Consider the following 21,945-nt stretch of genomic DNA (forward strand, 5'->3'; position numbering starts at 1 on the left):
ATCCCTCCTTATTTGTTCTCGAAATGAGTCTGGCGCTGCCCACGCAGCACGATATCGAAGCGATAGGCCAGGCAATCCATGGGATTGGCCGTGCTCATATCCAGCTTGGCAATCAGCGTTTGCACCGCGTCCGGGTTGGCGATGGATTTGACGATGGGGCACAGCGGAATCAGCGGGTCACCCTCGAAATACAGTTGGGTGATCAGGCGCGTGGAGATCGACGGGCCACTGATGGAGAAGTGGATATGCGCCGGGCGCCAGTCGTTGGGGTTGTTGCGCCACGGATAGGGGCCGGGCTTGATGGTGCGGAAGATGTAACGCCCCTCACTGTCGGTCAGCGCGCGGCCGACACCACCAAAGTTGGGATCGAGCGGCGCCAGGTAGCGGTCGTTCTTGTGCCGGTAGCGGCCACCAGCGTTGGCCTGCCACATTTCCACCAGGGTATGTGGGATCGGCTTGCCGTACTGATCCATCACCCGCCCGGAGACGATGATGCGCTCACCGATGGGCAAGCCACCGTTGTTGAAATTGAGCAGCAGATCGTTGTCGTGCTCGGCGAACTTCAGGTGCGAAAAGTCCGGCCCGGTGGTTTCGGAAATCGACTGCGGGATGCTCACCAACGCCTGGCGCGGCGAACGGGCGATGGAGGTCTTGTAGTCGGGGGTGAAGGCTTTCGGGTGCCAGTTGCGGTCACGAATGACGAAACGGCGATGATCCTCGGCAGGCATGGTGCACTCCTGTTATGGGTCTTGTGGAGTCACCCCGAGGGCATGCGCTCGGGGCAGTTGGCGCAGTTTCAGCCAAGGCCCGTCGCCTGAAAATTGAAAAGACGCCGCCGATACATAACCTATTGGTTATGGAAAGAGGTCTTCTCGGTAAGCCTGCGCCACCTCGCGCAATGCTTCACAGAAGCGCTCGGCAGCCAGTGGCAAGCCCAGCGCGCCATTGCGGCAGATGCCCACCGAGCCGCCCGGCTCGCGAACATGCAGTTGCAGCTCGGCCAGCTCGCCACGCTGCACGTCCAGGCAGACGGAATCCTGCGGCGCCACCCACAGCGCATCGCTGCACAACACATAGCGCCGACTCAACGCGGGGGACAGGGTTTCCAGGCGCTGCCGCGAAGGCGTCACGCCGCACTGCACGAACAAGCTGTCGGCATGCTTGCGGATGGTGGTGCCTACCGTCGGCAGCACCAACGGGTAGTCACCCAGGCGCGCCATGGTGGCCTCGCCTGCGGCGAGCAGCGGATGGCCTGGGCGCACCACCAGCGTCATGGATTCGCTGTACAGGTGCTCGAAGGTCAGGCCCTGGATATCCGGGCTGTCGGTCATGCGGCCAATCACCAGATCCAGTTCGCCGACGCGCAACTGGCTGAGCAGATAAGCGCCGGGGCCGGTGGCGACGCTGACCACCAGCGCCGCGTGACGCTCATGCAGGCGCCGCACCACCTCGGGGATCAGCAGACTCTCCACGGTAGACAGCACACCGACACGCACCTGCCCGGCCTCGTGCTCGCCCTCGCGCAGGCTGTTCACGCCATCGCGCAGAGCCTGCACGCAAGGCCCGGCGTAACGCATAAAAGCGACCCCGGCGGCGGTCAGCGTCACGCCTTGCTTGCCGCGCTCGAACAGGCTGGCACCGAGGATGTCCTCAAGCTCCTTGAGCGTCTTGGAGATAGCAGGCTGGCTCACCGCCAGCGTATCGGCGGCCTTGGCAAAACTGCGCTGGCGGGCGATTTCGAGGAAGCACAGCAAGTGGCGGAATTTGATGCGGGTGTCGACGTTCATCAGGAGCACCAGAGGCAGATGCCTGCGATGATGCCGCAAAGCGCGGCAACGGCCCATGCCTGGCGAGGACAAAAAGGCTCAGAAAGAGCGCGTGCGCCACCTAGAGCTTGTGGCAATCGCCACCAACTGAGCCAATCGACATCAAGCCCTTCGACACCCTGAACGCAAGCTATAAAGTGCGCCTGGCGCACTGCCCGTTACGAATAAATTCACCCTTACGCTTTGCCCGCATGGCGCGCCTCTGCTAGTGTCGCGCGGTTTCCAAGCTGCCCGAGACCTGCCGCCATGGCCCGCAAGAAAGCCGCCCCCGACTTCGAACACTCCCTCGCCGAGCTGCAGGCTCTGGTCGAGCGCCTGGAGAGCGGCGAGCTGTCGCTGGAAGACTCGCTGACCGCCTTCGAACAGGGCATCGGCCTGACCCGCGAATGCCAAGCTGCTCTGGCCCAAGCCGAGCAGAAGGTGCAGGTGCTCCTCGAACGCGACGGCGAGTTGCAGGCTGCCCCTTTCGAAGCGGGCGAACAAGCATGATCAAGGCCTACCAGAGCCGTTGCCAGGAGCGCGTCGACAGCGCCCTGGAGAGCCTGTTTCAGCCGCCGCGCGCGGAGCTCGAACGCCTCTACCAGGCCATGCGCTATAGCGTCATGAACGGCGGCAAACGCGTGCGCCCACTGCTGGTTTATGCCGCTTGCGAAGCACTGCAGGGGGAGATCGAGCGCGCCGACGGCGCCGCCTGCGCGGTCGAACTGATCCACGCCTACTCGCTGGTGCACGACGACCTGCCGGCCATGGACGACGATGATCTGCGCCGTGGCCAACCGACCACGCACAAGGCCTTCGACGAAGCCACCGCCATCCTCGCCGGTGACGGCCTGCAAAGTCTGGCCTTCGAGGTACTTGCCGACCGCCGCCGCAACCCGCAGAACGCCGAAGTTCGCCTGCAGATGCTCAGCACCCTGGGTAACGCCGCGGGCCCGGCGGGCATGGTCGGCGGCCAGGCCATCGACCTCGGGTCAGTGGGCCAGAAGCTCGACCGCGCGGCCCTGGAAACCATGCACCGGCACAAGACCGGCGCGCTGATAGAAGCTAGCGTATTGCTCGGCGCCCTGGCCAGTGGCCAGGCCGATGACCTCAGCCTCAAAGCCTTGCAGCAGTATTCCCGCGCCATCGGCCTGGCCTTTCAGGTGCAGGACGACATCCTCGACGTGGAGAGCGACACCGCCACGCTGGGCAAGACTCAGGGCAAGGACGAAGCCCACGACAAACCCACCTACCCTGCCCTGCTCGGTTTGGACGCGGCCAAGGACTACGCCCTGGAGCTGCGCGACCAGGCTCTGCATGCCTTGCGCCTGTTCGGCGACAGCGCCGAGCCATTGCGCGAACTGGCGCGCTATATCGTCGAACGGCGCAACTAGTGGGTAAGAAAAGTCGCCGAGCGAAGGCCTGGCACTTTTCGTACAGAGCCCAACCATCAGCTTCATCTATACCAGCCTGATCAGCGCATAAGGTTTGCTTTACCCGGCCCTTCATCGCACTAGGATGAGTGCAGTTGATATCGGAGACGGCAACCATGCACCTCGATCATCGCCTGCTGGCGGTAAACGGCATCGAACTGAGCCTGTATAGCGCAGGCCCCGAGCACGGCAAACCAGTGTGGTTGCTGCACGGGTTCCCCGAATGCTGGTACGCCTGGCACCCACAGATCGAAGCACTGACCGCCGCCGGCTACCACGTATTCGCCCCAGAAATGCGCGGTTATGGCGCCAGCAGTGCACCAGCCGATCCCACTGCCTATGACTTGCTCACCCTCTGCAGGGATATCCAGGCCGCGATGGACAGGCTCGCTCAGCGTGAAGTCGCCGTGGTCGGCCACGACTGGGGCGCACCGGTAGCCTGGCACCTGGCGCTACTGGAGCCGCAACGGGTCAAGGCGCTCGGCGCACTGTCGGTGCCCTTCGGCGGTCGGCCGAAACGCCCGGCCATCGAGATGATGCGCGAAGTCTACGCCGGGCGCTTCCACTACATTCTTTACTTCCAGCAACCGGGCCTGGCCGAAGCCGAGTTGGACGCCGACATTGGCCGCAGCCTGCGCCTACTGCTTGGCGGCCTGGGCGATGCCCTGCTGGCGCAAGACAAACCCGCGAACGCGCGGCTGTTCGACGGCATGCCGACTGACCTGCCACTGCCAGCCTGGTGCAGCGCGGCGACATTCGCTCACTACCAACGCACCTTCGAGCGCCACGGCTTTCGCGGCGCGCTGAACTGGTATCGCAACTTCGAGCGCAACTGGCAGCGCACCGAGCATCTGACGGATCTGCAAATCACGCAGCCGACGCTGTTTCTGCTCGGCGAGAACGACCCGGTGGGCCGCTTCGAGGCGCCAACGCTCAAACGCATGAGCGACAAGGTGCCGCACCTGGAACGCCACGACCTGCCCGGTGCCGGCCACTGGCTGCAGGCCGAGTGCGCCGACAAGGTCTCCAGCCTCTTGCTGGAATTTCTGGAGCGACACTACCGGTAACGGTGAAATAGACAGCGCATTGGGCTGAACTACTGGCATCAGGTAAACTGCCGCATCTTTTACACCTATAACGATTCGCCTGATGCCGACCACTTTCCACGAGATCCCCCGCGAGCGCCCGTTGACGCCGCTGCTCGACAGCGCCAACACGCCGGACGAACTGCGCCGCCTGGCCGAAGCGGACCTGGAAACCCTCGCTGACGAACTGCGCCAATACCTGCTCTACAGCGTTGGCCAGAGCGGCGGGCACTTCGGTGCCGGCCTGGGCGTGATCGAACTGACCATCGCCTTGCACTACGTCTTCGACACCCCTGATGACCGTCTGGTGTGGGACGTCGGCCACCAGGCCTACCCGCACAAGATCCTCACCGGCCGTCGCGAGCGCATGGGCACGTTGCGTCAAAAGGATGGCCTGGCCGCCTTCCCACGGCGCAGCGAGAGCGAGTACGACACCTTCGGCGTTGGCCACTCCAGCACCAGCATCAGCGCAGCGCTGGGCATGGCCATCGCCGCCCGCCTGAAAGGCGAGAAGCGCAAGAGCGTGGCAGTGATCGGCGACGGCGCACTGACCGCCGGCATGGCCTTCGAGGCGCTCAACCATGCCACAGAAGTCAACGCCAACATGCTGGTGATCCTCAACGACAACGACATGTCGATCTCCAAGAACGTCGGCGGTCTGTCCAACTACCTGGCCAAGATCATCTCCAGCCGCACCTACGCCAGCATGCGTGAGGGCAGCAAGAAGATCCTCTCGCGCCTGCCCGGCGCCTGGGAAATCGCGCGCAAGGTCGAGGAACACGCCAAGGGCATGCTGGTGCCCGGCACCCTGTTCGAGGAACTGGGCTGGAACTACGTCGGCCCCATCGACGGCCACGACCTGCCTACCCTGCTGGCCACTCTGCGCAATATGCGCGATCTTGACGGCCCGCAGTTCCTGCATGTGGTGACCAAGAAGGGCAAGGGCTTCGCCCCAGCCGAAGCCGACCCCATCGGCTACCACGCCATCACCAAGCTGGAGCCGGTGACGCCGGTAGCCGCACCGCTCTCTAGCCCGAAGCGGCCGAGTGGCCCGAAATACTCCAACGTGTTCGGCCAGTGGTTGTGCGACATGGCCGAGCAGGACGCGCGCCTGGTCGGCATCACCCCGGCGATGAAGGAAGGCTCGGATCTGGTGGCCTTCAGCGAGCGCTTCCCCGAGCGCTACTTCGACGTGGCGATTGCCGAGCAGCATGCCGTGACCCTGGCGGCCGGCATGGCCTGCGAAGGCGCCAAGCCGGTAGTGGCGATCTACTCCACCTTCCTCCAGCGCGCCTATGACCAGTTGATCCACGACGTCGCCGTACAGAACCTCGACGTACTGTTCGCCATCGACCGCGCCGGGCTGGTCGGCGAAGACGGCCCGACCCACGCTGGCAGTTTCGATCTGTCGTACCTGCGCTGCATCCCCGGCATGCTGGTGATGACGCCGAGCGACGAAAACGAGCTGCGCCGCATGCTGACCACCGGCCACCTGTTCAACGGCCCGGCGGCCGTGCGTTACCCACGCGGCAGCGGCCCCAATGCAACGCTCGACGCGGGCCTGCTGCCCCTGGAGATCGGCCGTGCGGTAGTGCGTCGTCAAGGCCAACGCGTCGCCCTCCTGGTTTTCGGCGTGCAACTGGCCGAAGCCCTGCAAGTTGCCGAGAAACTGGACGCCACCGTCGTCGACATGCGCTTCGTCAAACCGCTGGACGAAGCCCTGCTACGCGAGCTGGCTAGCAACCATGAACTGCTGGTGACCCTCGAAGAAAACAGCATCATGGGCGGTGCAGGCAGCGCAGTCAGCGAATTTTTCGCGGCTGAAAACCGCCAAGTGCCAATGCTGCATCTCGGCCTGCCCGACTATTACGTCGAACATGCCAAGCCCAGCCAGATGCTCGCCGAGTGCGGTCTGGACGCGAACGGTATCGAACATGCCGTACTCAAGCGCCTAAAAGACTAAATACCCCCTTCGGCACCATAGTTGCTAAGCGACTAGGCTACGCTGAGACGACACAGGATCGTCGAGCGGCCAACAGAGGGGGATAACCATGCCGTTACGCAGTCACGATATGGATTTTCACGGCAGCGAACGGCGCTGGTTACCTTGGCTCGGCAAGACCGGCAAGCTGGCCATGCGCTGGTCATGCCTGCTCAATGCCGGGCAGACGGCACAGGTCGAAAAGACCTTCAACGGTCTTGCCCGCAGCCGGGTTGAACTGCTGGAGAACTGACGCGTCAGCACTGGCAAGCGCTGAAACTGATTGCAGATGCCCTGGCAGCGGCATGGCCCGTAACCCACGCTGAAAGCCTTGAACAGGCGCGGCGCAACATGCCGGAAATCGCCGAACTGTTCGTGGTCGGCACTGATGGCGTCATCCTCGCCTCCACTCACGCCTCACAGCAAGGCAAGCGCTACGACCCAAAGCCCTTGCCGCAAGCCTCGGCCACACAGCGCAAGCTGCCAGCCAATACGCCGCCCAAGGCCAGGCAGCCGCCTTGTCCGCCGCCCAGGCGATGGACGAGGTCAAGCACAACATCAGTGAGGCCACCGAGCACATCCTCGACAATGAGCGCGCTTCACGTCTGGCCATGACAATGACCGAACAGGGCAGCGCAGCCGTGCAGCAAAATGCTCAGGATGTCGCGCAACTGGCCGCACGTATCGAGCAATCCAGCACCGCGCTACAGGCGCTCAATCGGCAGACCGAAGCGGTTCAGCACATCAGCGAATCGATTCGCAGCATCGCCGACCAGACCAACCTGCTGACCCTCAATGCCGCAATCGAAGCGGCGCGCGCTGGCGACAGTGGGCGCGGTTTCGCCGTGGTCACCGATGAAGTGCGCAACCTGGCCCAGCGCACGGCCCAGGCCACCCAGGAAATCGCCAGCACGCTGAGCGGCGTGCGCCAACAGACGCTCGACACCATGCATGGCATGCAGAGGCCAGGCGCAGCGTCGATCGCTCAGACGAAGCCAATGCCGCACTGGCGCGCATCCAGAGTGAGGTGCAAGCCATGCAGCAACGCCTCGGACAGCTCAGCCAGAGCATGCAGGAGCAACTGCAGCAGGCCCGAGCCGTGAGTGAGCAGGCGCAAGCCATAACAGGCGCAGCCGAGCGCAGCAGTCACAGCGCCACCGAGACGTTGCAGGCAGCTCAGTGCTCGACCTGCACAAGACCGCCAGCCGTCTCAACCGTCAGGAGCGCTCGGCAGAGAACCCCGGCGTACGCGCGCGTGCAGCCCAAGCGCAAACCTGGGCGCTACGCTAGAGCGCGCCGACGATGCGTTCAGGCAAGCTGGCGCGGGATACGGTAAAGCAGATGAATGACAATGCTGGAGAAGGTCAGCAGTACCAGCGGTACTGCTTCGAGCCCGGCGAACACCGCTAGAGCGGCAATCCAGGCTGGCGCTGCCGCGCCGAGCAAGGCACGCAGGCGCACACGGTCAAGCTCAAGCCAAGCGGCCGACTCCTCGACCGTATCGAGCGCCTTCCCCGTAGCAATCAGCGCACGCTTGTAAGCATGGAACAGCGGCAGGCTAAGAAACATCGCCGCCATGCCCGCCACGAACAACGGCATGGCCAACACCGATGGTTCGCCATCGCCGAACAGCAGGTTGAAGACCAGTACCGGCGCCACGGCCACACCCAGTTGCCGCCACCAGGCCAGAGCGAGACGCCGCTTGACCTGAGCGCGCGTCACACGGTCTCCTCGGCCTCACCCTGATGCAGGTTGCCGAGCATGTGCCCGAGCTTGCCAGCCTTGGTCGCGAGGTATTTGCGATTGTGCGGGTTCTGCCCCACCTGCAGCGGCTTGCGCTCGGCCACGCGCAGACCGAAGCCTTCCAGCGCCTTCACCTTGCGCGGGTTATTGGTCATCAGCTTGAGGCTGTTGATGCCCAGGTGTTCGAGCATCGGCAGGCAGATGGCGTAATCGCGCTGGTCGGCACCGAAGCCCAGGCGTTCGTTGGCCTCGACGGTATCGGCGCCAGCATCCTGCAGCTCATAGGCGCGGATCTTGTTGAGCAGACCGATACCACGCCCTTCCTGACGCAGATAGAGCAACACCCCACGCCCCTCTTCGGCAATCGCCTGCAGGGCTGCTTCGAGCTGGGCGCCGCAATCGCAACGCAGACTGAACAAGGCATCACCGGTCAGACACTCGGAGTGCAGGCGTCCAAGCACCGGCTCGCCACTGGCGACGTCACCAAAGGTGAGAGCGACATGCTCCTTGCCAGTCGCCTCATCGAGGAAACCATGCATGGTGAAGATGCCGAAGGGGGTAGGCAGTTGGGAGGCGGCGACGAACACGACGGACACCGAATGCTCCTGGCAATGAATACGAAACAGGGACGGCATTGTACCAGCAGGCCCCAACGACGGGTCAGTTTGAATTGCCGATCATCGGCATCGAAACGGCCAATATCGAGCTTAAATCTTCGATTCCAGCACCAGCATGCCTTGCTCCTCACGCCAGCTCACGCGTCCAAGAAAGCTCATTCCCAGCAAAGCCTCAGTAGGCGCACCGCCCTCCAGCACCACAGCCTCGACACCCAGCACCTCGATATCGCCAACTTTGACCCGATCCAGCTTGACCCGCCAGCCACGCGCCGTACCACTGGCGGTATTGACCGTAAGCGGCTGACCGCTGACGCGAAAGTCGATCCCCAGACGACGCGCCTGGCCTTCGTTGAGGGCGACCGAAGTGGCGCCGGTATCGACCAGAAACGGCACACTGTTGCTATTGATCGAACCTGTAATCCAGTAGTGCCCGCCCTGCCCTTTGGCAATGCTCAGGCGTTTCTTCACCGGCTCGGCAAAGCCACCACTGTATTCGCGGCCCAGAGGATAAAGACGCTCGACGCCATCGACACGCAAAATCGCCCCCTGCTTGTCGACACGCACCACGCTCACCCCGCCTGGGCCCACCTGCCCCTCACGCACCAGCTTGCGCTGGCCGTCGACATTGATCACCGCCGCACCAGGAAACAGCCCGACCACCTGCACCTGGGCGGCCAGGCTCACGCTCGCAGCGCCCAGTAACGAAAGGGCGAAAAGGGCACGACGCGACATAGAGACAGCCTCCAGACTCAGAACGGATAAGGTTGTTGCCAGCGCTCGAAGATAGGCCGCAGCTCACCGCTGGCCACTAGATGAGCCATGCGCTGATCGAAGACAGCAGCCAACTGACGCCCGCGCGGTGTTGCAGAGAAACCAAGCAACAACGGCAAATCAGTCAGCGCGGTCACGCGGTAACTATAGGGTTTGGGCGCAGTACGGAGCACGTCCTCTACCTCGGTTATCGAGTCGATATACAGATCCGCGTAACCGAGTTCGAGCATACCGAGGATACCGTTACGACGCTGCACTTCCCGGTATTCGCGCACATTGGGCAGGTATTTCTGGAAACCGTAACCGTGCATCCAGGCCAGGCGATATTGGTTCAGGTTCGCCAAGCTCGGCACGGGCGTGTTCACGAGCCCCAAGGCGACGACATGGTCGTTGTCATAGTGCCATTTGGGGTAAATGGCCTTATCGACTTCATCACGGTAGGCGCCAACCCAGGCATCGGCTTCGCCGCGCTGCACCAGACCGACAGAACGCGTGTAAGGCACGCTTTGAATCCGCAGGCGCAACCCAGCCGGTTCAAACACCTTGCGCAGCACATCCCAGGCCAGACCGCTGCCATCGGCATTGCTGTAGTCGCGCCAGATTTCGCTGACGATATGGATATCGCTCGTCTGCCCGTTCGCCCGCGCCAACGGCACACACACAAAAATCAGCAGCAGGGTCAGCCACCAATGTTTCATGGCCTAGAGCCCCAATAACCAGCCATAGCGGGCCCAGCTCCAAACCAGCCCTTGCATCGCCAGCCAGGCGAATACACCCGCGATCACATCATCGAGCATGATGCCGACACCACCATGCACATGGCGGTCGATCCAGCGAATCGGCCAAGGTTTGACGATATCGAACAGGCGGAACATGAGAAAGCCCAGCGCCAGCCAGACCCAGCCCTCTGGCACCAACCACAGAGTGATCCACATGCCGACCATCTCATCCCAGACGATGCCCTCGTGGTCATGCACACGCAGATCATCGGCCACCTTGCCGCACAGCCAGAAGCCGAACAGCATGGTCACCCCGAGCATCAGCCAGTAGCCCCAATCGGGCAGCATCTGCCACAGCGGCACGAACGGCAACGCCACCAACGAGCCCCACGTACCGGGAGCCTTGGGCAGAGTGCCGGAGCCGAAACCGAAGGCCAGAAAATGCCAGGGATTACGCCATACCGAAGGAGGCACGTATTCGGCGGGAACCTGTTTGGGGTGATCGGTCACACGCACTCCGCTGTGTCAGAAATGTTGGTAGCCGCGCTGCGGCACGTCGATGGCCTGCCCGGCCGCATCCAACAGGTGCACGCCGTGGCCGGCAACCACCTGGCCAATCACGCGCACGTCAGGCCAGTCAGCCTGAATGCCAGACAACCGCTCAGGCGGCAAGGTAAAGAGCAATCGGTAATCGTCACCACCAGACAAGGCGCAGGACAACGCCCCCTCCTGGCCTGCCAGCGCGCGCAAGGCAGCAGACTGCGGGATTCGCTGCGCTTCGACCTGCAAAGCCACGTGCGATGCCTTGGCAATATGCCCGCAGTCGGCCAACAAACCATCGGAGATGTCCAGGGCAGCCGTCGCCTGCCCACGCAAGGCCTGCCCCAGCGCCAATTGCGGCATAGGCGACCAATAGCGCGCCAGCAAGGGAGCCGCTATTTCTGCTGCGGCTTCGCGCTGGCCGAGCACCAGCGGCAAGGCACCGGCAGCATCGCCCAGTGCGCCACCGACGCAGAGCAGATCGCCCACGCGCGCACCCGCACGCGTTAGCGCCTGAGCAACAGGCACACGGCCAAATACGGTCAGAGTCAAACTCAACGGGCCACGGGTGGTATCGCCGCCTACCAGCGCCAGCGCACAAGCTGCAGCCATGTGCTGCAGCCCACTGGCAAAAGCTTCCAGCCACGCGGCGTCGGCCTGGTCGAGAGTCAGCGCCAGCGTAAAGGCCATAGGCATCGCGCCCATCGCGGCGAGATCACTGGCGGCAACCGCCAGGGCACGCTGACCCAGCAGAAAAGGATCGCAGACGCTAGGGAAATGCACCCCGGCCACCAGGGTGTCGGTGGACACCGCCAGTTGCTCACCGGGCGGCAACGCCAACAGCGCGCAGTCGTCGCCGATACCGCCCACCACGCCATCGCCCCCCTGCGCACAGGGGGCAGCGGCGAAGTAGCGCTGGATCAGCTCGAACTCACCCACGGCCCACTCCTAGCGCCAGGACTAACAGGCTCAACGCTTGTTCGCGCCGACTTCCGCTGCGCGCAGCTTGGGCGCCAGTTTGTCCAGAACACCATTGACGAACTTGTGCCCGTCGGTAGCGCCGAAGACCTTGGCCAGCTCGATACCCTCGTTGATCACCACCTTGTAAGGCACGTCTACGCGGTGCATCAGCTCGTAGGTGGACAGACGCAGAATGGCCAGTTCCACCGGATCCATGTCTTCCAAGGGGCGATCGAGCAAAGGCGCGAAAGCTTCGTCTAGCTCAGTTTTGTTGCGCGGTACGCCGTGCAGAATCTCGTGGAAGTAGGCCCCGTCGACCTTGCTGAAATCGTTGTCGACGCGGAACTGCGCTTCGATCTCATTCAGCGGCTGCCCGGCGATATGCCAGGAATACAGAGCTTGCATGGCCAGGGTGCGGGCTTCGCGGCGCGCCAGGATCTTGCCACTGGGGCCTTTTTTGGCCGGTTGGCCATTGCCGGAATTGCTCACTTGGCCTCCAACTGCGCCAGCAGACTGACCATTTCCAGGGCAGACAGCGCAGCCTCAGCACCTTTGTTACCGGCTTTGGTGCCGGAACGCTCAATGGCTTGCTCGATGGAGTCGACGGTCAGTACACCGAAGGCGACCGGTACGCCGTATTCCATGGAGACTTGAGCCAGACCCTTGGTGCACTCGCCAGCGACGTATTCGAAGTGCGGCGTGCCGCCACGGATGACCGCGCCGAGGGCGATGATCGCCGCGTACTCGCCACGCTGAGCAACCTTCTGAGTCACCAGCGGAATCTCGAAGGCACCCGGTGCACGGATGATGGTGATATCGCTTTCCTGCACGCCGTGACGTACCAGGGCGTCGATGGCGCCACTGACCAGACTCTCGACGACGAAGCTGTTGAAACGGCCTACCACCAGGGCGTATTTGCCCTGCGGGGCGATGAAGGTACCTTCGATGGTCTTCAGGGTCATGACGGGTCTCACATGGGTTAAAGAGCCGGGGCGGTTTGGCCCCGAAAATAAAATCCGTGCTCCCTGGGGAGCGGGCTTTGCAGCCCTCCCCCGGCAATGGGAGAGGGTCAACAGGCGCGGCTTCTCCAGCCGCCCCTTAATCAGCCGGCAGGTATTCTACAACCTCGAGATCAAAGCCGGATATCGCGTTGAACTTCATCGGCGAACTCATCAGGCGCATCTTGCGCACGCCGAGGTCACGCAGGATCTGCGAACCGGCACCGACCGTGCTGTAGGTTGCTGGCGTGCTCGACTGTTGACGCCCCAGCAACGACAGCAACTCAGGCCCGGTCAGCGGGTTGCCGAGCAACAGCACCACACCGCTGCCGGCTTTGGCCACTTCGGCCATGGCCGCACGCATGCTCCAACGCCCCGGCTGGTTGACCAGGAACAGGTCGCGCAGCGGATCCATGTTATGCACGCGCACCAGGGTCGGCTCTTCGGCGCAGAGCGTGCCCAGAGTCAGCGCCATGTGCGCGGTGTTCTCCACGCCATCGCGGTAGGTCACCAGGTTGAACTGGCCCAGTTCGGTATCCAGGGGTTGTTCGCTGATACGCTCGACCGTGCGCTCGTGGATCAGGCGGTAGTGAATCAGATCAGCGATAGTGCCGATCTTCAGGCCATGCTGCTCGGCGAATTTCTCCAGTTCCGGGCGACGCGCCATGGTGCCGTCGTCGTTCATGATCTCGCAGATCACCCCGCTCGGCTCGAAACCACCCATGCGCGCCAGGTCGCAGGCCGCCTCGGTATGGCCGGCACGCGCCAGCACACCACCGGGTTGCGCCATCAGCGGAAAAATGTGACCGGGGCTGACGATATCCTCAGCCACGGCGTTACGCGCCACGGCAGCCTGCACGGTACGCGCCCGGTCAGCGGCGGAAATGCCGGTGGTCACGCCCTCGGCGGCCTCGATGGAAACGGTGAACTTGGTGCCAAAACCCGAGCCGTTGCGCGGCGCCATCAGCGGCAGATTGAGCAGCTCGCAGCGCTCGCGGGTCATCGGCATGCAAATCAGGCCACGGGCAAAGCGGGCCATGAAGTTGATGTGCTCAGCGGTAACGCATTCGGAGGCGACGATGATGTCGCCTTCGTTCTCGCGGTCCTCGTCATCCATGAGGATGACCATTTTGCCGGCGCGGATATCTTCGATCAGTTCTTCAGCGGTATTCAGAGCCATAGCGGCGCATCTCACTTATTCAGGTAGCCGTGTTCAGCCAGAAAGCTTTCGGTCAGGCCCGAGGCCTTGGGTTCGGCAGCCTTGTCACCGAGCAGCAGACGCTCCAGGTAACGCGCCAGCAGATCCACTTCGAGGTTGACCTTACGCCCGGCCTGGTAGTCGACCATGATGGTTTCGGCCAACGTATGCGGCACGATGGTCAGCTCGAACTCGGCGCCATCGATGGCGTTGACGGTCAGGCTGGTGCCGTCGACGGTAATCGAGCCCTTGTGCGCGATGTACTTGGCCAGCTCGCGCGGGGCGCGCACCTTGAACTGCACGGCGCGGGCGTTATCGGCGCGCGAGACGATTTCGCCGACGCCATCGACGTGACCGCTGACCAGGTGCCCGCCGAGGCGGCTGGTGGGCGTCAGGGCTTTTTCCAGATTGACCGAGCTGCCAGGCTTGAGGTCGACGAAGGCGGTACGCGCCAGCGTCTCGCGGCTGACATCGGCCCAGAAGCCGTCGCCAGGCAGCTCAACGGCGGTCAGGCAGATACCATTGACGGCGATGCTGTCGCCGAGCTTGACGTCGCCCAGATCGAGTTTGCCGGTGGCCACGTAGACACGCACGTCGCCGCCCTTGGGCGTCATGGCGCGGATGCTGCCGATGGCTTCGATTATGCCGGTGAACATGCGCCCTCCGAACCTCGCTTGAAGATGATGCACAGCATGGATGAACTCCTGTTTTGGTCAAAAACAGGGCAAATGCCGATCGATAGGGATTTCACGGGCAGACACAGGCCACCCGAGGAGGGAATCCCGCTCTCTCTTTATCCGGACTATACCGTCGGCCTCGGAATCGCACCGGGTCTGCTTGACCTCGCGCGGCAGATGCCGTGGCGAGCGCTCGCGGGCTAGGTTCTACGAACCATTACCGCCGGTGGGGAGTTGCACCCCGCCCTGAGAACGTGCGGCCCAACAAAGGGCCGCGTGGCGTTTTACCATATTTATCGCTGCGCCGCATGCAGCAGGTACGAGCCGTTTGCGGCGATGTCGCGCATACCCATGCGCTTGCCGGATCTCGGGCGGGGTTGCGCTTCATTCGCGACCCTGACGGCGTCGGCGTCAGCCCTCTTCGCGGATAAATCCGCTCCTACCAACAGCGCGAGCTAGCTGCGCGCCTTGGGCACTGCGGTGATCTGCCAATCCTCGCCCACCGCACGAATATCGAGGATCTGCAGTTCCGGCGCCTCGGCCATGCGATTGAGCGGCAGGTCGAGCAAGGGCCGCGCACTGGAGCCAAGCAGCTTCGGCGCCATGAAAATGCGGTACTCGTCGACTAGCCCGGTACGAGCGAAGGCCCCGACCAAGCGTGGCCCGGCCTCGACCAACACCTCGTTGACACCACGCCCAGCCAGCTCACGCAGCAACTTGCGCAGATCCACATGACCATTGCTGCCCGGTACGGCCAACAGCTCGTGGCCATCCTCGTGATAACGGTCACGGGCAGCCGCCGCAGCACAGGTTGCGACCAGCGCCGAGCCAGCCTGGAAGAATGCCTTGTGCAATGGCACCCGCAGGCGCCCGTCGACCAGCACACGCAACGGCGGACGGCGCTGCGCCAGGGCCGTCAACTCAGCGCCCAGGCCCAACTCATCGGCGCGCACGGTCAGCCGTGCATCATCGGCCAGCACCGTGTCGGCGCCACTGAGCACCACGCTGGCCTGCGCCCGTAAACGCTGCACCTCGGCACGCGCGGCCGGGCCGGTGATCCATTGGCTTTCGCCACTGGCCATGGCGGTACGCCCATCCAGACTCATCGCCAACTTGACCCGTACGAACGGCAGGCCCTGCTCCATGCGTTTGATGAAACCGGCATTGAGTGCACGCGCCTCACTTTCCAGCACGCCACTGCTGACCTCGATGCCAGCCTCCAGCAGACGCTGCAGGCCACTGCCCGCCACCTGCGGGTTGGGATCCTGCATGGCAGCGACCACCCGGCTGACGCCAGCGGCGATCAAGCCATCGGCGCAAGGCGGCGTGCGCCCATGGTGGCTGCAGGGTTCCAGCGTGACGTAGGCGGTGGCACCACGCGCCTTGTCACCGGCCTGGCGCAGCGCATGCACCTCGGCGTGCGGCTCACCGGCACAGGCATGCCAGCCTTCACCGACGATCTGCCCATCACGGACGATGACGCAACCGACACGCGGATTGGGATGGGTGGAGTACAGACCTTTGCGCGCCAGCTTGAGGGCGCGCGCCATAAACAGGTTATCGCGTTCGTTCATCGGCTTTTCGACGGCTCACGGGCCAGACGCTCGATCTCTTCACGAAACTCGTTGAGATCCTGAAAGCGCCGATAAACCGAAGCGAAACGGATATAGGCCACTTCATCGAGCTTGCTCAGCTCGGTCATCACCAACTCGCCGAGCACCAGCGACTTCACCTCGCGCTCGCCGGTAGCGCGCAATTGCTGCTTGATACGAGCGATAGCCTCCTCCAGGCGCTCGACGCTCACCGGGCGTTTTTCCAGCGCACGCTGCATACCGGCACGCAGCTTGTCCTCATCGAAAGGCTGGCGGCTACCGTCCTGTTTGATCAGGCGCGGCATGACCAGCTCGGCAGTCTCGAAGGTGGTGAAACGCTCACCGCAGGCCACGCACTCACGGCGGCGGCGTACCTGGCCGCCCTCGGCGACCAGGCGCGAATCGATAACTTTGGTGTCGTTGGCGGCGCAGAACGGACAATGCATGGGAAATGCTGGCAAATGGCGGCAAAGGCGTCATGGTAGCGCATAGCAGCAGCAAGACAAATTAAGCTATGCAGGCCTGCCTCAAGAGCCTCAACCGCCATGATTCGACACTTACCCACCCTGACTCTCGCCCTCGCCGCCCTGCTCAGCGCCTGCACCCATGCGCCTGAAACAGAGCCAGCGCCACCTGCAGCCGCCACCCCTGCGCCAGTCAGCGCAACGGCTCCCGGCCTGCACGGACAACTGCTCGGCGTAGCCAGCGGCGCCGACGTCGAGCTGGCCCTGCTTGCCGTCGATCTGCGCGGTCGGCCTCGCCAACTGCTGGGCCAGGTGCGCCTGCGCGGCGACGGTGCGCCGTTGCCATTTCACCTGCCATTTACCGAAGCAGCGTCAGCCAGCGGCCAACGCCTCGAACTGCGCGGTCGCGTCAGCCACTCCGGGCGCCTGGTGCAGCGCCTGCCGACACGCACCATTGCCGAACTGAACGACCAGAACCTGGGCGCGCTGCATTTGGTACCGGCACCATGAATGCGCCGCAGCCACTGCAAAGCGCCTTGATCGAGCGAATCGGCGATGCTCGCCTGGTCGCCGAAACCTTGCCGCACACCGATATCGCCCTGTGGCTGATCGACGCCAGCAATATGGATCGCGCGTTCAACCCCGAGGAAACCCGGCGCATCCTCGAAGAGCCGCCCTACTGGTGCTTCTGCTGGGCCAGCGGCCTGGTGCTGGCACGCTGGCTGGCCGAACGCCCGGAGTGGGTACGTGGCAAGCGCGTGCTGGATTTCGGCGCTGGCTCAGGCGTGGCGGCCATCGCTGCAGCCAAGGCTGGCGCCGCCGAGGTAGTGGCCTGCGATCTCGACCCGCTGGCGCTAGCCGCCTGTCACGCCAATGCCGAACTAAACGCGGTGACGCTGAGCTACTCGGCGGACTTCTTCACCGAGCTCGATCGCTTCGATCTGATTCTGGTGGCAGATGTGCTCTACGATCGCGCCAACCTGCCGCTGCTCGACCACTTTCTCAGCCGTGGCCGCGAAGCACTGGTGGCCGACTCACGGGTCAAGGACTTCCGACATCCGCTGTACCAGCGCCTGGCCCTACTCGACGGCTGCACCTGGCCGGACCTGGCCGAACCCGCCGAGTTTCGCCAAGTCAGCCTGTATCATGCACACCGACCGACGTAGCCCGGATGCAATCCGGGAAACAGGCACATCAGCGCCCCCCTTGTTTCACGAACCGCCTGCCCACATAAATAGTCCATTGCCCAGCCTTTCGAGACCGACCATGAGCGACTCTCCCTACATCTTCGACATCTCCGGCGCCGCCAACTTCGAGCAACTGGTGATCGAGAATTCCTTCCACAAGCCGGTGTTGGTGGACTTCTGGGCCGACTGGTGCGCGCCGTGCAAGGCATTGATGCCGATGCTGGCGAAAATCACCGAGGAATATGCCGGTGAGTTGCTGCTGGCCAAGGTCAACTGCGATATCGAGCAGGACATCGTCATGCGCTTCGGTATTCGCAGCCTGCCCACCGTAGTGCTGTTCAAGGACGGCCAGCCGGTCGACGGTTTTGCCGGCGCCCAGCCGGAAGCGGCAATCCGCGAGATGCTCAAACCGCATGTCGCCGAGCCTGCGCCAGCCGCTGCCGACCCGCTGGAAGCCGCTCAAGCGCTGTTTACCGAGGGCCGTTTTGCCGACGCCGAAGCGCTGCTCAAGCAAGTACTGAGCGAGAACAATGAGAACGCCGCCGCGCTGATTCTCTACGCACGCTGCCTGGCCGAGCGCGGCGAGTTGGGCGAAGCCGAAGCGGTACTCAACGCCGTCAAGGGCGACGAACATAAACAGGCACTGGCTGGCGCCAAGGCGCAACTGACCTTTCTGCGCCAAGCCGCCGACCTGCCGGACGCCGCCACGCTGAAGAGTCGCCTGGCGCAGAATGCCGAGGACGACGAAGCGGTCTATCAGCTCGCCGTGCAGCAACTGGCGCGCCAGCAGTACGAAGCCGCGCTGGACGCCCTGCTCAAACTGTTCGTGCGTAACCGTAGCTATGAGGAAGGTCTGCCGCACAAGACCCTGCTGCAAGTCTTCGACCTGCTTGGCAACGACCACCCGCTGGTCACCGCCTACCGCCGCAAGCTGTACCAGGCGATTTACTGACCAAGCAGCGACAAGCAAGAGCAGTGGGATGCCACGAGCGAGCGAAGCGGAGCCTCGGTCGCTCGTAGCAAATAGTCCTCCGGGCCATACCGGCTCACAGCCAATACGCCCTGCACAGTGAATGGGGCGTCGCCAAAGTGCCGCACAATGACGCAAATCCATACTTAGCAAGTGCGGCCTTTGCCGTTACACTGCGCGGCCTTTTCGGCGGTCGTCTGGCCGCCTGCGCTGCCCCTGCCTGAGTGGGGCTTCTCGGTTGAACCTGTTCAGCCAGTCGCTATCCTGACCCCTACGAGGACAAGCCGGTGGTCAAGAAAGCCTCTTCATTTTCCGCCTTGAGCGGTCTCGTCTACTCCACCGATGGCGGTCGCCATTGCCCGGATTGCAACCAGCCGGTGGATGCCTGCATCTGCAAACAGACGCGCATCCCCGAGGGCGATGGCATTGCCCGCGTACGCCGTGAAACCAAGGGCCGTGGCGGCAAGACCGTTACCACCGTGAGTGGCGTGCCGCTGGCCGAGGAGCCGCTCAAGGAACTGGCCAGCGCGCTGAAAAAGCGCTGCGGCACCGGCGGTGCGCTCAAGGACGGAGTCATCGAGATCCAGGGCGATCACGTCGAGCTGCTGCTCGCCGAACTGAGCAAACGCGGCTTTACCGCGAAGAAGTCCGGCGGCTGAAACGTCCTTTTCTAAACTTCGATGAGGCTTGCGCGGTCAACCGCCGAGCAAACGTCATCCTGCTTTCATAATTTTTAAACTGGCCACCCGCAAGGTCAGGCTTTCTCATGGGAGAACCCGATGTCCGCACGACGCACCCGCAAAGACGACGGCAGCCAGTGGACCGTAGCCGATAGCCGCAGTGTCTATGGCATTCGCCACTGGGGGGCTGGCTATTTCTCGATCAATGATGCCGGTCGCGTCGAGGTGCGCCCCAACGGCCCGGACAGCCAGCCCATCGACCTCAGCCAGCAGGTCGAGGAGCTGCGTCAGAGCGGCCTGTCGCTGCCGCTTTTGGTGCGCTTCCCGGACATCCTGCAAGACCGCGTGCGGCGCCTGACCGGCGCCTTCGACACCAGTATCGAGCGCCTGGAATACCAGAGCCGCTACACCGCGCTGTATCCGATCAAGGTCAACCAGCAGGAGGCGGTGATCGACAACATCATCGCCACGCAGAACGTCTCCATCGGCCTCGAAGCCGGCTCCAAGCCCGAGCTGCTGGCCGTGCTGGCGCTGGCGCCCAAGGGCGGCACCATCGTCTGCAACGGCTACAAGGATCGCGAGTTCATCCGCCTGGCGCTGGTGGGGCAGAAGCTCGGCCACAACGTGTTCATCGTCATCGAGAAAGAGTCGGAAGTCGCTCTGGTGATCGAGGAAGCGGCCGAGCTCAAGGTCGCCCCGCAGATCGGCCTGCGCGTGCGCCTGTCTTCGCTGGCATCTTCCAAGTGGGCCGACACCGGTGGCGAGAAGTCCAAGTTCGGCCTGTCCGCCGCGCAACTTCTCTCGGTGGTCGAGCGCTTCCGCGCCGCCGGGCTGGATCAGGGCATCCGCCTGCTGCACTTCCACATGGGCTCGCAGATCGCCAACATCGCCGACTACCGCAAGGGCTTTCGCGAGGCCATCCGTTACTACGGCGAGCTGCGCGCCATGGGCTTGCCGGTCGACCACATCGACGTCGGCGGCGGCCTCGGCGTGGACTACGACGGCACCCATTCGCGCAATGCCAGCTCGATCAACTACGACATGCAGGACTACGCCGATGCCGTAGTCGACATGCTCAAGGAATTCTGCGACCGCCAGGAAATCCCCCATCCGCACATTTTCTCCGAGAGCGGCCGGGCGATGACCGCGCACCACGCCGTGCTGCTGGTGCAGGTCACCGACGTCGAGCGGCACAACGACAAGGTGCCGGAGATCGACCAGGAGGTAGAACAGCCGGAGGTGTTGCGCTGGCTGATCGAACTGCTCGACGACAGTGACCCGGAAATGGTCGCCGAAACCTACTGGCGCGCCACCCACTACATCGAGGAAGTGGCCGCGCAGTATTCGGCCGGCAAGCTGAGCCTGGCGCAGAAGGCGCTGGCCGAGCAGTGCTACTTCGCCATCTGCCGCCGCCTGTACAACCAGCTCAAGGCGCGTCAGCGCTCGCACCGAGCGGTGCTCGACGAGCTCAACGACAAGCTGGCCGACAAGTACATCTGCAACTTCTCGGTGTTCCAGAGCCTGCCGGACACCTGGGCCATCGGCCAGATCCTGCCGATCCTGCCGCTGTCGCGCCTGGACGAGGAGCCGCTGCGCCGCGCCGTGTTGCAGGATCTGACCTGCGACTCGGACGGCAAGATCCGCCAGTACGTCGACGAGCAGTCCATCGAGACCAGCCTGCCGGTGCACGAGGTGCGCGAGGGAGAGGACTACGTGCTGGGCATCTTCCTGGTCGGCGCTTATCAGGAAATCCTCGGCGACATGCATAACCTGTTCGGCGACACCGACTCGGTGAACATCTTCCAGAGTGCCGACGGCCGAGTGCTGCACTCGGGCATCGAAACCCACGACACCATCGAAGACATGCTGCGCTACGTGCACCTGTCGCCCGAGGAGCTGATGACCCACTACCGCGACAAGGTCGCCGGGGCCAAGATCAGCGCGCGCGAGCGCACCCAGTTCCTCGATGCGCTGCGTCTGGGCCTGACTCGCTCGTCTTACCTGTCGTCGTGAGACCTCGTTGCGGGCGCCTCAGTGCACGCTGAGGCGCTCGCAAAGGCTCAGCCAATCACGCCGTAGCCACGCGCCATCAGCACGGCCAGCAGTGGCATCACCAGCAACAGCAGCAACTCAAGGCGGATGCACCAGGTCACCAGGCGTACCTGGCGCGGGCTGGGCGTGGGCGCCTGGCCGGCCTGCAGGGTGTTGCGCCAGTTGAAGAACACCCAGGTCGGCAGGATCGACAGCAGGGTAATCAGGATGAACAGGCCGACCTTGGCGTGGAACAGACCGTTGCCCAGGTAGTAGGCGGCGCCCTTGCCGAACCACAGCACCCGCGCCACGCCTGTCAGCAACACCACACCGGCGCAGATGCCGTAGGCGATGTCGGTGATCATCAGGCTGCGTGCGCGCGAGATGTCCAGTGGCGCCTTGAACAGCACGTGCTCAATGCTGAGCAGGGCGAACAGGACGAAGATCGCGATGAAGTGCAGGTAAGCGAAGAAGGCCGTGGCCATGTGGGCTCC

At 63.6% G+C, this 21,945-nt stretch carries 25 protein-coding genes, 1 pseudogene and 1 riboswitch; of the genes and pseudogenes, 11 read left to right on the forward strand and 15 right to left on the reverse strand.

Annotation, left to right across the window (positions count from 1 at the left end; translation table 11 throughout):
* Positions 1 to 8: 8 nt before the first annotated feature.
* Together pcaH and pcaQ are read right to left on the reverse strand one after the other, a co-directional pair.
* Entirely contained in the window at positions 9 to 728 is a 720-nt protein-coding gene (pcaH, locus tag AERO9A_RS20255) for a protocatechuate 3,4-dioxygenase subunit beta (RefSeq protein ID WP_159973706.1), read from the reverse strand.
* A 126-nt stretch (positions 729 to 854) separates the two neighbouring features.
* Complete coding sequence (pcaQ, locus tag AERO9A_RS20260; RefSeq protein WP_159973707.1) at positions 855 to 1,787, reverse strand: pca operon transcription factor PcaQ; 933 nt, start codon at positions 1,785 to 1,787, stop codon at positions 855 to 857.
* 285 nt (positions 1,788 to 2,072) lie between these two features.
* Here pcaQ and AERO9A_RS20265 point away from each other — a divergent pair, with 285 nt between their 5' ends.
* From AERO9A_RS20265 to AERO9A_RS22985, 6 genes and pseudogenes are all read left to right on the forward strand, one after another.
* On the forward strand, positions 2,073 to 2,315 hold the full coding sequence (locus AERO9A_RS20265; protein ID WP_159973708.1) for an exodeoxyribonuclease VII small subunit: 243 nt from the start codon (positions 2,073 to 2,075) through the stop codon (positions 2,313 to 2,315).
* The gene (gene ispA, locus AERO9A_RS20270) at positions 2,312 to 3,199 is read left to right on the forward strand and encodes a (2E,6E)-farnesyl diphosphate synthase (RefSeq protein ID WP_159973709.1); all 888 of its coding nucleotides are present in this window, start codon (positions 2,312 to 2,314) and stop codon (positions 3,197 to 3,199) included. The genes AERO9A_RS20265 and ispA overlap by 4 nt, the downstream gene beginning before the upstream one ends.
* 155 nt (positions 3,200 to 3,354) lie before the next feature.
* Complete coding sequence (locus tag AERO9A_RS20275; RefSeq protein ID WP_159973710.1) at positions 3,355 to 4,305, forward strand: alpha/beta fold hydrolase; 951 nt, start codon at positions 3,355 to 3,357, stop codon at positions 4,303 to 4,305.
* A gap of 82 nt (positions 4,306 to 4,387) precedes the next feature.
* Positions 4,388 to 6,286, forward strand: a complete 1,899-nt coding sequence (dxs, locus tag AERO9A_RS20280) for a 1-deoxy-D-xylulose-5-phosphate synthase (RefSeq protein ID WP_159973711.1) — start codon at positions 4,388 to 4,390, stop codon at positions 6,284 to 6,286.
* An 88-nt stretch (positions 6,287 to 6,374) separates the two neighbouring features.
* The gene (locus AERO9A_RS20285; RefSeq protein ID WP_159973712.1) at positions 6,375 to 6,557 is read left to right on the forward strand and encodes a hypothetical protein; all 183 of its coding nucleotides are present in this window, start codon (positions 6,375 to 6,377) and stop codon (positions 6,555 to 6,557) included.
* A gap of 364 nt (positions 6,558 to 6,921) precedes the next feature.
* A pseudogene (locus AERO9A_RS22985) lies at positions 6,922 to 7,210 on the forward strand (methyl-accepting chemotaxis protein); the annotation flags it as partial.
* 402 nt (positions 7,211 to 7,612) lie between these two features.
* Here the strand turns inward: AERO9A_RS22985 and AERO9A_RS20295 are convergent.
* The 12 genes from AERO9A_RS20295 to nrdR form a co-directional block, all read right to left on the reverse strand.
* Positions 7,613 to 8,026, reverse strand: coding sequence for an MFS transporter (locus AERO9A_RS20295; protein ID WP_159973713.1), 414 nt, complete (start codon positions 8,024 to 8,026; stop codon positions 7,613 to 7,615).
* A complete protein-coding gene (gene ribA / locus AERO9A_RS20300) occupies positions 8,023 to 8,643 on the reverse strand; it encodes a GTP cyclohydrolase II (protein WP_159973714.1) in 621 nt (206 codons plus the stop codon). Before ribA ends, AERO9A_RS20295 begins: the two co-directional genes overlap by 4 nt.
* Before the next feature lie 111 nt (positions 8,644 to 8,754).
* Positions 8,755 to 9,396, reverse strand: coding sequence for a TIGR02281 family clan AA aspartic protease (locus tag AERO9A_RS20305; RefSeq protein WP_159973715.1), 642 nt, complete (start codon positions 9,394 to 9,396; stop codon positions 8,755 to 8,757).
* A gap of 17 nt (positions 9,397 to 9,413) precedes the next feature.
* Positions 9,414 to 10,133, reverse strand: coding sequence for an ABC transporter substrate-binding protein (locus tag AERO9A_RS20310; RefSeq protein WP_159973716.1), 720 nt, complete (start codon positions 10,131 to 10,133; stop codon positions 9,414 to 9,416).
* A 3-nt stretch (positions 10,134 to 10,136) separates the two neighbouring features.
* A complete protein-coding gene (locus AERO9A_RS20315) occupies positions 10,137 to 10,664 on the reverse strand; it encodes a phosphatidylglycerophosphatase A (RefSeq protein WP_159973717.1) in 528 nt (175 codons plus the stop codon).
* Positions 10,665 to 10,679: 15 nt separating this feature from the next.
* Positions 10,680 to 11,633, reverse strand: coding sequence for a thiamine-phosphate kinase (gene thiL, locus AERO9A_RS20320; protein ID WP_159973718.1), 954 nt, complete (start codon positions 11,631 to 11,633; stop codon positions 10,680 to 10,682).
* A 30-nt stretch (positions 11,634 to 11,663) separates the two neighbouring features.
* Positions 11,664 to 12,143, reverse strand: a complete 480-nt coding sequence (gene nusB / locus AERO9A_RS20325; protein ID WP_159973719.1) for a transcription antitermination factor NusB — start codon at positions 12,141 to 12,143, stop codon at positions 11,664 to 11,666.
* Positions 12,140 to 12,616, reverse strand: a complete 477-nt coding sequence (gene ribE / locus AERO9A_RS20330; protein ID WP_074858119.1) for a 6,7-dimethyl-8-ribityllumazine synthase — start codon at positions 12,614 to 12,616, stop codon at positions 12,140 to 12,142. Before ribE ends, nusB begins: the two co-directional genes overlap by 4 nt.
* Before the next feature lie 136 nt (positions 12,617 to 12,752).
* Positions 12,753 to 13,832 carry a bifunctional 3,4-dihydroxy-2-butanone-4-phosphate synthase/GTP cyclohydrolase II gene (ribBA, locus tag AERO9A_RS20335; protein WP_159973720.1) on the reverse strand — a complete coding sequence of 360 codons (1,080 nt, stop codon included), beginning with the start codon at positions 13,830 to 13,832 and terminating at the stop codon, positions 12,753 to 12,755.
* Between the two features lie 11 nt (positions 13,833 to 13,843).
* A complete protein-coding gene (locus AERO9A_RS20340; protein ID WP_159973721.1) occupies positions 13,844 to 14,506 on the reverse strand; it encodes a riboflavin synthase in 663 nt (220 codons plus the stop codon).
* A gap of 124 nt (positions 14,507 to 14,630) precedes the next feature.
* A riboswitch (FMN riboswitch) is annotated at positions 14,631 to 14,785 on the reverse strand.
* 197 nt (positions 14,786 to 14,982) lie between these two features.
* Positions 14,983 to 16,101: a bifunctional diaminohydroxyphosphoribosylaminopyrimidine deaminase/5-amino-6-(5-phosphoribosylamino)uracil reductase RibD gene (ribD, locus tag AERO9A_RS20345; protein WP_159973722.1), complete on the reverse strand. Its 1,119-nt coding sequence runs from the start codon at positions 16,099 to 16,101 to the stop codon at positions 14,983 to 14,985.
* Positions 16,098 to 16,565, reverse strand: a complete 468-nt coding sequence (gene nrdR, locus AERO9A_RS20350; protein ID WP_159973723.1) for a transcriptional regulator NrdR — start codon at positions 16,563 to 16,565, stop codon at positions 16,098 to 16,100. Before nrdR ends, ribD begins: the two co-directional genes overlap by 4 nt.
* Before the next feature lie 99 nt (positions 16,566 to 16,664).
* Between nrdR and AERO9A_RS20355 the strand changes: the two genes are divergently transcribed.
* The 5 genes from AERO9A_RS20355 (at position 16,665) to speA (ending at position 21,433) form a co-directional block, all read left to right on the forward strand.
* Positions 16,665 to 17,093, forward strand: a complete 429-nt coding sequence (locus AERO9A_RS20355; protein WP_159973724.1) for a YbaY family lipoprotein — start codon at positions 16,665 to 16,667, stop codon at positions 17,091 to 17,093.
* Positions 17,090 to 17,749: a methyltransferase gene (locus AERO9A_RS20360; RefSeq protein WP_159973725.1), complete on the forward strand. Its 660-nt coding sequence runs from the start codon at positions 17,090 to 17,092 to the stop codon at positions 17,747 to 17,749. Before AERO9A_RS20355 ends, AERO9A_RS20360 begins: the two co-directional genes overlap by 4 nt.
* 100 nt (positions 17,750 to 17,849) lie before the next feature.
* Complete coding sequence (gene trxA / locus AERO9A_RS20365) at positions 17,850 to 18,722, forward strand: thioredoxin (RefSeq protein WP_159973726.1); 873 nt, start codon at positions 17,850 to 17,852, stop codon at positions 18,720 to 18,722.
* A 305-nt stretch (positions 18,723 to 19,027) separates the two neighbouring features.
* On the forward strand, positions 19,028 to 19,399 hold the full coding sequence (locus AERO9A_RS20370; RefSeq protein WP_003242637.1) for a translation initiation factor Sui1: 372 nt from the start codon (positions 19,028 to 19,030) through the stop codon (positions 19,397 to 19,399).
* Positions 19,400 to 19,519: 120 nt separating this feature from the next.
* Positions 19,520 to 21,433 carry an arginine decarboxylase gene (speA, locus tag AERO9A_RS20375; protein WP_159973727.1) on the forward strand — a complete coding sequence of 638 codons (1,914 nt, stop codon included), beginning with the start codon at positions 19,520 to 19,522 and terminating at the stop codon, positions 21,431 to 21,433.
* A gap of 47 nt (positions 21,434 to 21,480) precedes the next feature.
* On the opposite strand, the gene AERO9A_RS20380 is transcribed toward speA, so the two are convergent.
* On the reverse strand, positions 21,481 to 21,936 hold the full coding sequence (locus AERO9A_RS20380; protein WP_159973728.1) for a DUF2214 family protein: 456 nt from the start codon (positions 21,934 to 21,936) through the stop codon (positions 21,481 to 21,483).
* Positions 21,937 to 21,945: the final 9 nt, after the last annotated feature.

This window comes from Pseudomonas sp. 8Z (assembly GCF_902506535.1).
Lineage (GTDB): Bacteria > Pseudomonadota > Gammaproteobacteria > Pseudomonadales > Pseudomonadaceae > Aquipseudomonas.

Bases quoted from the DNA above. Each gene is read 5' to 3' on its own strand.
- AERO9A_RS20265 (WP_159973708.1), top strand. From the start codon at position 2,073: ATGGCCCGCAAGAAAGCCGCCCCCGACTTCGAACACTCCCTCGCCGAG.
- AERO9A_RS20355 (WP_159973724.1), top strand. From the start codon at position 16,665: ATGATTCGACACTTACCCACCCTGACTCTCGCCCTCGCCGCCCTGCTC.
- speA (WP_159973727.1), top strand. From the start codon at position 19,520: ATGTCCGCACGACGCACCCGCAAAGACGACGGCAGCCAGTGGACCGTA.
- nrdR (WP_159973723.1), bottom strand. From the start codon at position 16,565: ATGCATTGTCCGTTCTGCGCCGCCAACGACACCAAAGTTATCGATTCG.
- dxs (WP_159973711.1), top strand. From the start codon at position 4,388: ATGCCGACCACTTTCCACGAGATCCCCCGCGAGCGCCCGTTGACGCCG.
- AERO9A_RS20340 (WP_159973721.1), bottom strand. From the start codon at position 14,506: ATGTTCACCGGCATAATCGAAGCCATCGGCAGCATCCGCGCCATGACG.
- pcaH (WP_159973706.1), bottom strand. From the start codon at position 728: ATGCCTGCCGAGGATCATCGCCGTTTCGTCATTCGTGACCGCAACTGG.
- ribBA (WP_159973720.1), bottom strand. From the start codon at position 13,832: ATGGCTCTGAATACCGCTGAAGAACTGATCGAAGATATCCGCGCCGGC.
- AERO9A_RS20310 (WP_159973716.1), bottom strand. From the start codon at position 10,133: ATGAAACATTGGTGGCTGACCCTGCTGCTGATTTTTGTGTGTGTGCCG.
- pcaQ (WP_159973707.1), bottom strand. From the start codon at position 1,787: ATGAACGTCGACACCCGCATCAAATTCCGCCACTTGCTGTGCTTCCTC.
- ribD (WP_159973722.1), bottom strand. From the start codon at position 16,101: ATGAACGAACGCGATAACCTGTTTATGGCGCGCGCCCTCAAGCTGGCG.
- AERO9A_RS20275 (WP_159973710.1), top strand. From the start codon at position 3,355: ATGCACCTCGATCATCGCCTGCTGGCGGTAAACGGCATCGAACTGAGC.
- trxA (WP_159973726.1), top strand. From the start codon at position 17,850: ATGAGCGACTCTCCCTACATCTTCGACATCTCCGGCGCCGCCAACTTC.
- AERO9A_RS20360 (WP_159973725.1), top strand. From the start codon at position 17,090: ATGAATGCGCCGCAGCCACTGCAAAGCGCCTTGATCGAGCGAATCGGC.
- AERO9A_RS20380 (WP_159973728.1), bottom strand. From the start codon at position 21,936: ATGGCCACGGCCTTCTTCGCTTACCTGCACTTCATCGCGATCTTCGTC.
- ribE (WP_074858119.1), bottom strand. From the start codon at position 12,616: ATGACCCTGAAGACCATCGAAGGTACCTTCATCGCCCCGCAGGGCAAA.
- ispA (WP_159973709.1), top strand. From the start codon at position 2,312: ATGATCAAGGCCTACCAGAGCCGTTGCCAGGAGCGCGTCGACAGCGCC.
- AERO9A_RS20285 (WP_159973712.1), top strand. From the start codon at position 6,375: ATGCCGTTACGCAGTCACGATATGGATTTTCACGGCAGCGAACGGCGC.
- AERO9A_RS20305 (WP_159973715.1), bottom strand. From the start codon at position 9,396: ATGTCGCGTCGTGCCCTTTTCGCCCTTTCGTTACTGGGCGCTGCGAGC.